The organism is Brucella gallinifaecis (genome assembly GCF_006476605.1).
GTDB classification, from domain to species: Bacteria; Pseudomonadota; Alphaproteobacteria; order Rhizobiales; family Rhizobiaceae; genus Brucella; species Brucella gallinifaecis.
In genome coordinates, this window is record NZ_ML636810.1 from 88,497 (window position 1) to 95,636 (window position 7,140).

Sequence of the window (7,140 nt, forward strand, 5' to 3'; positions counted from 1 at the left end):
GATTAATCAGACCGGCGCTTTGATATTTGTCAGAAAAGCTCTTCTGCTCTTCCCCTGTCACTCATGCTTATTTCAGCAAAGTGTCTGTTGCATCAACACCATCGATCATCGATATTTTATCAAGCGGGGCAATTTTCAGCTCATTCTGGCTGAACAACCGCTTCAAATCGAACTTGATAAAGTTGATTGAATCATAAGTACGAACATAAAACTCGTTGTTCGTCAGATCACCAAGAACAGTCCAGGATGTGTATTCGCTCTTGTATTCCTGATCTCCCGCGGCTGAAATGCCTTCAATATCCAGCCCACCAGACTGCGGCGGATCAATCGTAATACCGCGTGGCCGGTCAAAATTATTCATAATATGGGCCAGTGCACGGACTGCCTTTTCCGGCGCCACTTTTTCCGCAAAGGTCGAATAATAAGCGGCGCGGACAAAGCGCCCTACCGATGTATTTGAAGAAGGAAGGCCTGCCGTAGCGATACCGGAATCGGGCTGAGAAACCTCCAGATCACCAAATTTACCTGTCGACTGATCAAGATTGTTCAGGAATGTATAATTATTGAGGTTGGTCAGGTGCCATGTAAATTCAGGCCCATTTGTCATGACGCCAACCGGATTGTCATAAACATTCTGCTGACCGCTCGAAAACTCAATGACAATGGTTTTGCCTGTGCGATCATGAACAACAAAATGAAAAGGTGTTTTTGCCCCGTGCAACGGCACGAGAGAAGTTAAAATAACGGTATTTTCATTCAGAGCCGTTTTTACTTCTTCAGCTGTTGAGAACTGACCAAGTATCCACGCACCAAGATCAATCGCAGCCAGCATTGCTTTGGTTTTTGCTGCATTATCAGCAGGCCCGGAAGCACCGGCATAGGCAAGCACACTGAAAGTCAGGCCTTGCTCATTCAAGCCTTCAACAATCTTCAAGTCGGCAATATTGCCGTTTGGAACGGCAATCGCAAAAATCCCATATTTGGATTGGTACTGTAGCGGCTCATGACCATCTACAACGGATGTGAACTGATGCCCCTTGGGTATGCTTGCGACAACATAAGGCAACTCCATGGACAATTCCATTGTCCGTCCGGCATAGGAACCGCCACCCGTATCGCGAAACAACAAGGCCGTACATGCAAACCATAAATCATGTGGAGCATGATAAGATATTGCTTCCGTTACAAATGGCACAATTGTCGAGATCAAAGACACGTTTTCCCCTTTGCAGATAGGATGCTTTTAAACATTGAGAGATCCATATTTAAGGTAAACGAAATAAATATGACTATCAATGACTTATCCGTAATAAAAACTACCGTGTCCAATCAATATTGAATACAACAAACACCCTCGTTGATAAGCGAAAAAGTTAAAAAAATTTGAAGCAAATAAAAAAACCGCCATGGGTATGAGCACATGGCGGTTTTGCTGTTTGTTAAAGCGATGATTAAGCAGAAAGTTCCCTGAACTTTGCAAGAATAGCATCACCCATTTCGGTCGTTCCCACCTTGCTGGTGCCTTCCGACCAGATGTCGGCTGTGCGCAGACCATCATCCAGAACACTGGCAATGGCTGCTTCCAGACGATCTGCTTCTTCAATCAGATTGAACGAATAACGCAGACACATGGCAAGCGAGGCAATCATGGCAATCGGATTAGCGATCTCCTGACCGGCAATATCAGGCGCCGAACCATGTACCGGCTCGTAAAGCGCCTTGCGCTTGCCGGTTCTGGCATCGGCAGCACCGAGCGAAGCCGATGGCAACATGCCAAGCGAACCGGTCAGCATTGCCGCAACATCGGAAAGCAGATCACCAAAAAGGTTATCCGTGACGATCACGTCGAATTGCTTTGGCCGGCGCACAAGCTGCATACCACCAGCATCAGCCAGCATATGCTCCAGTTCGACATCCGAATAGTTTTCCTTGTGACGTGCCGTGACAACCTGATTCCACAAAACACCCGATTTCATCACATTCCGCTTTTCCATCGACGTAACTTTGTTACGGCGGGTGCGGGCAAGTTCAAAAGCAATATCGGCAATACGTTCAATTTCGTAAGTGTCGTAAACCTGCGTATCAATCCCGCGTTTCTGGCCATTGCCGAGATCGATGATTTCCTTTGGTTCACCAAAGTAAACACCGCCGGTCAGTTCTCGCACGATCAGAATATCAAGGCCTTCGACAAGCTCTGGCTTCAAAGACGATGAATGTGCGAGCGCTGGATAGCAGATTGCCGGACGCAGATTGGCATAAAGTGCCAGATCCTTGCGCAGGCGCAAAAGACCCGCTTCCGGGCGTACTTCATAGGGAACGTCATCCCATTTGGGACCACCCACAGCACCAAAAAGCACAGCATCAGCAGCAAGTGCCTTTTGCATATCTGCATCGGAAATTGCCTGACCATGTGCATCATATGCTGATCCGCCAACCAGTCCTTCATCGGTTTCAAAACCGAGATTGAGACCCGAATTAAGAAAAGCGATAATTTTGCGAACCTCAGCCATTGCTTCGGGACCGATGCCATCGCCGGGCAGGAGAAGAATTTTTCTGGATGCCATTATGCCAAGCCTCTGTTTTTTATCGCACAATAACGGCAGCGAAATAAATTTCCGTTATCATACTTTCGAATTCTGCATGGGTTATAGAACCCCGGCACGCGGCAGGCAACAACCAGCGGTGCGAAATTTATGAAAAAGAAAAGGCGATGTGCAGAAATTATATAATAGCTGCATCATCGCCCTTTGTTCAAACTTTGATCCTGCTCAAAGTTGCATATGCTTTATTCCAAAGGCCGCGCCTCGGATGGAAGCATGATCGGAATACCACCACGAACCGGGTAAGCAAGTTTGGCCTTTTGCGAAATCAGTTCGTTGTTTTCCGCATCATATTGCAGCACTCCCTTGGTTAGAGGGCAGACAAGCAATTCAAGCAGCTTTACATCGAGATCGCCTCTATTGTCATGTTCAGTCATTATTACTTCCTCGGCATTTATTGCAGGCGCGAACCGTAATCATCCTTGGCCTTCGCCAAAACCATTTCAGTGATTGCAATCAAGGTAGCGGCACGTGTTTTCAAATCCGCAGCTTCCAGAAGCGCCTGTTTTTCAGCCGGGCCAAAGGGAGACATCATCGAAAGCGCATTCACCAAAGTGTCGTTGGCAGTCCGGGAAATATTGTCCCAGTCGGCTTCAAGATGGTGTAATTCAAGATATTCTCTGAATGTATGCAACAATGCTTCACGATCAATCTCACCAAGATCGGCCGCAGGTTCAAGATCAGTTAAAAATGGCGCAATTCTGCATTGACGATAAGGTCTGCGGCAGTTGATCTCTTCCAGAACCCGAAACCGGCAAATACCCTGCAATGTAATCAGAACCCGCCCATCCCCGGTTTCGGAGTATGTGGTGATCCGGCCAAGACATCCTACCTGACTGAGCTCAGGCTTCGCTGTTTCGTCAAATGCAGTGTCTTCGCCTTCATCCTCGGCATCTTCAATACGCGGCTGGATCATTGCAATAATACGCTTACCAGCGAGCGCGTCATCAACCATTTCGAGATAACGGGGCTCAAAAATATTCAGCGGCAACTGGCCACCGGGCAAAAGAAGAGCTCCCTTGAGAGGAAAAACCGGAACAAGCTCTGGAATATCTGAAGCTGTCCGATATCGGGCATTGCCCACTAGCATGACTTTCTCCTTCCAGGGTCAGGACTCATTAATTTGACGGGAATGGTGTGAGGCCATCCGTTCGGATACAAGAAGGAAAGGCGAAGGAAATGTGGTTCATTTTCAAGACTTTTCGACGAAGTAGGCCGGGCGGATGGACCACATCCTTCGGACATCGAAATGACTTGGTGATCTGCTGCGTCGAGCCGCTCAACCGGAGGGACTACTCCGGTCCTCACGTCTCTCCTTGCAGATCTGGTCATTTCAGATGCCATTCTCATCAAATTAATGGGTCCTGACCCTAAGCCTTCCAAGCATAATTGCGATGCAACCTGATATTAAAACAAAGAGACAATACGGCTTCAATATTTGCGTTCAATGAAGCCGTTTCAGGAGAACAGGAGCGACGAAAGCTTGCGGCGTGCACTGAGCGTCGCCGGATCTGTATTGCCCCATGCCTCGAAGAACTGAAGAAGCTGCTTGCGTGCGCCGTCATCATTCCAGTCGCGATCTGCCTTCATGATAAACAGCAACTCATCTGCTGCTTGCGTGCGCTTTCCCTGCGCATTGCGCAGCTGAGCCAGATCAAAACGCGCCTGAAAATCATTGGGATCAGCCTGAATGCGACGTTCCAGCTCCACCGGATCACCAATGAGTTTCACCTGATCGGCGAGTGCAAGCCTCGCTTCAAGTGCACGAACCGGCGCTGCATCCTGCTTGTCAGCAGGCAAGCCAGCCAAAATCTTCCGTGATTTCTCCGCATCACCCGATTCAAGCATACAAGTTGCCAGACCGACAGCCGCATCCACATTATCAGGCGCCACCTGCAATATGGACGAGAAAATATGCGCCGCCTGCACAAAGTCCCCGGCCTCAATCAATTCATTACCAGCAATGACAGCTGCGGAGATTGCAGTTTCCTGATCGCTCGGACCACCAATCTTCGCGATGAACTCCTTCACTTTGGACTCTGGCAAAGCGCCCATAAAACCATCAGCAGGCTGACCATTAACGAATGCAATGACCGCGGGAATAGACTGGATACCAAGCTGGCCGGCAATTGATGGATGATCGTCAATATTCATCTTGACGAGTTTGACCGCGCCAGCTGCTTCGCGAACTGCATTTTCGATGATTGGTGTCAGTTGCTTGCATGGGCCACACCACGGCGCCCAGAAATCAACAAGAACCGGTTGTTTTCGGGATTCCGCAATCACATCTGTCTGAAAATCTGCGGTCGTTGTGTCCTTGACAAGAGGATCACCACTTAAAGAAGCACCCGCCCCAGATGAAGCCGGTGTCCCAAAAGATACGTTACCACTCATCTGCCCACCCAACTGAATATTTGAATAGGGATTGTTCTGACTTGTCATCGGATATTCCTTATATCTTCCAGCATGCATATAGGGTAGCAGCAGGTGAGTTTCGATAGTCAGGCCGCATCTGCAGCAACAGCAAGAATGCGTGCTTCATGCCCCGTAGCGGCAAGAAACCGCATCAGATCATCACGCTTGATTGATGTCGTGGCTTCATTGGTCAGAGGATGCCCATTGATGATATCATTTTTCATCAAACTTGCATCGAGGATAATCTGAACATTGTGACCTGTATCATTTACCGCACCAAAGACCGTAACGCCACCGGGAACCACGCCGAGATATTCCATCAGTTTCTCAGGCTTTCCGAATGAAACGCGGCTGGAGGCACCAATGATGTGATGGATTGACTTGAGATCAACCACGGCTTCTTCATCGACTGTCACCAGAAAAAAATTGTCTTTTTTGTCCTTCAGGAACAGATTCTTAGTATGAGCACCGGGAATTTCACCACGCAGGTTTTGTGAATCAGCGACCGTGAACAAGGCAGGATGTGCCACTGTCTTCACCTCGATATCCAGTTTCTTTAAATAATTGTGCAAGTCGACCGATGTCATAGGCATGAGATTGCGTTTCCTAAAAGTGTGACCTTTTCAAAAACCTTATACACATCGTTTCTATAAATTTCATCATCTGCCTCCCCCTCAACACAATAACAGCTCTGCTCCTAGACCAAGATGAAGTTCGAAACGCAGGCCAGCATAAAAATGTGAATCAATGAATCATATCGGCATGATTTTTTCGAAGAAATTTAGCCTATTCAGATATTTTCTCTAACAAAAAACGACCTTACCGAACAAGAATGTGAAAAAAATTTCAATAAAAATCATATGCTTAGACATAAGATACAATTTCTTTTCGCAAAAAAACTTTTCCCTTATTGCATTATGAAAAGTGTTGGGCCATATAGCGCGTGCCTGACGGAAATGACTTCACACAATGAATGATTTTCTTCTGAAAAACTGATACGAGCGGGTGTAGCTCAGGGGTAGAGCACAACCTTGCCAAGGTTGGGGTCGAGGGTTCGAATCCCTTCGCCCGCTCCAGTTTTTTTATTGATTTTCATAAAAGTTATTGTTTTTAGTATTTTTTCCCATTACCCATTTAGCAGGCGGTACAAGAAAAAGTACATTGAGAAAATTTTCTCCTGATATTCCATATCTTTATGAACATAAAGGTGTCTATGTTTATAGACGCGCAATCCCACTCCATCTGCGAAGAGCCGCTGATCAGCGCCAGAAAATAAACTCGTTGAGTTGACCAAGATCGTCGCTAAACTAGTTGTTTGATCCCGTCATTAGCTGATAGATTATTCAGTTATGAATGGAGGGAAGCACTACGGACTCATAATTACATAGCCAAATACGAATTGATGCAAGTTGTATAGATGCGAGGAAATTATCGTCGCATTTGTCGTATCGGGTTGCAACAGCTCGGAAGTGTTTGAGTTTGTTGAAAAACCTCTCGACGGCATTGCGTTGTTTATAGAGCCATGGGCTAAAAGCGGGGATATTTACGCGGTTTGGCATGGGGCGAATGCATCCCCATGCTCCTCGCGCCTTGATACTTTAACGCAAGTCATCGCTATCGTATGCGCGGTCTGCCAGTAATATTTGACCGGCTTTGACACTCTCAAACATATTGGCTGCCGAGCGTCCGTCATGGGCTTATCCGGCAGTCAGTCTCAGGCGGATCGGGCAACCACCGGCATCGACAAGCGCATGGCTGTTAGTTGCCAGGCCGCCGCGCGAGTGACCCATGCAATCGGATCTCTCTTCTTTTTTAACCGTTGGCCGCATATTGATGGACGCGGATTGACGAACTATCTATCATCTGAATATCGCCATCGTAAGCTTTCGATATCGCGTTGAGAATGCGTGCCAAGCGCCCAGCATGACGCCATCTGTTGAAGCGATTTGCACAGGTCGTATAAGGACCATAGCGCGCTAGAATATCCGCCTAGGGCGCACCAGTTATTAGCCGCCAGAATATACCGTTCAAAACAAGGCGGTCACGCTCAGAGGTGGTTCGGTTTGTCTGAACAGTTTCGGGCGTTTCGTTAAGTGGATTTCCGCCGCGATTATGCCGCCACCAT

6 protein-coding genes, 1 tRNA gene and 1 pseudogene are annotated in these 7,140 nt (G+C 47.5%); 1 reads left to right on the forward strand and 7 read right to left on the reverse strand.

The genetic code is table 11. The features are described 5' to 3' along the window. Positions 1 to 67 precede the first annotated feature (67 nt). The 6 genes from FHY56_RS14550 to FHY56_RS14575 all read right to left on the reverse strand — a co-directional run bounded on the left by FHY56_RS14550 (position 68) and on the right by FHY56_RS14575 (position 5,608). Positions 68 to 1,216: a linear amide C-N hydrolase gene (locus FHY56_RS14550; protein ID WP_140905886.1), complete on the reverse strand. Its 1,149-nt coding sequence runs from the start codon at positions 1,214 to 1,216 to the stop codon at positions 68 to 70. A gap of 235 nt (positions 1,217 to 1,451) precedes the next feature. Then, complete coding sequence (leuB, locus tag FHY56_RS14555) at positions 1,452 to 2,564, reverse strand: 3-isopropylmalate dehydrogenase (RefSeq protein WP_140905887.1); 1,113 nt, start codon at positions 2,562 to 2,564, stop codon at positions 1,452 to 1,454. Between the two features lie 221 nt (positions 2,565 to 2,785). Further along, a complete protein-coding gene (locus FHY56_RS14560) occupies positions 2,786 to 2,977 on the reverse strand; it encodes a Trm112 family protein (RefSeq protein ID WP_140905888.1) in 192 nt (63 codons plus the stop codon). Positions 2,978 to 2,994: 17 nt separating this feature from the next. Next, positions 2,995 to 3,690, reverse strand: coding sequence for an LON peptidase substrate-binding domain-containing protein (locus FHY56_RS14565; RefSeq protein ID WP_140905889.1), 696 nt, complete (start codon positions 3,688 to 3,690; stop codon positions 2,995 to 2,997). A 368-nt stretch (positions 3,691 to 4,058) separates the two neighbouring features. Then, the gene (gene trxA / locus FHY56_RS14570) at positions 4,059 to 5,042 is read right to left on the reverse strand and encodes a thioredoxin (RefSeq protein WP_140905890.1); all 984 of its coding nucleotides are present in this window, start codon (positions 5,040 to 5,042) and stop codon (positions 4,059 to 4,061) included. 59 nt (positions 5,043 to 5,101) lie between these two features. Next, positions 5,102 to 5,608 (reverse strand): prolyl-tRNA synthetase associated domain-containing protein, encoded by a 507-nt coding sequence (locus tag FHY56_RS14575; RefSeq protein ID WP_140905891.1) that lies wholly within the window; start codon positions 5,606 to 5,608, stop codon positions 5,102 to 5,104. A 408-nt stretch (positions 5,609 to 6,016) separates the two neighbouring features. Between FHY56_RS14575 and FHY56_RS14580 the strand changes: the two genes are divergently transcribed. Beyond that, positions 6,017 to 6,091: transfer RNA gene (locus FHY56_RS14580), tRNA-Gly, on the forward strand. A gap of 267 nt (positions 6,092 to 6,358) precedes the next feature. Here FHY56_RS14580 and FHY56_RS18195 read toward each other — a convergent pair. Next, positions 6,359 to 7,058 (reverse strand): annotated as a pseudogene (locus FHY56_RS18195) (IS5 family transposase); the annotation flags it as partial. Positions 7,059 to 7,140: the final 82 nt, after the last annotated feature.

Coding starts and splice junctions, on each gene's coding strand:
- FHY56_RS14560 (WP_140905888.1), bottom strand. CDS start 2,977: ATGACTGAACATGACAATAGAGGCGATCTCGATGTAAAGCTGCTTGAA.
- leuB (WP_140905887.1), bottom strand. CDS start 2,564: ATGGCATCCAGAAAAATTCTTCTCCTGCCCGGCGATGGCATCGGTCCC.
- FHY56_RS14565 (WP_140905889.1), bottom strand. CDS start 3,690: ATGCTAGTGGGCAATGCCCGATATCGGACAGCTTCAGATATTCCAGAG.
- FHY56_RS14575 (WP_140905891.1), bottom strand. CDS start 5,608: ATGCCTATGACATCGGTCGACTTGCACAATTATTTAAAGAAACTGGAT.
- trxA (WP_140905890.1), bottom strand. CDS start 5,042: ATGACAAGTCAGAACAATCCCTATTCAAATATTCAGTTGGGTGGGCAG.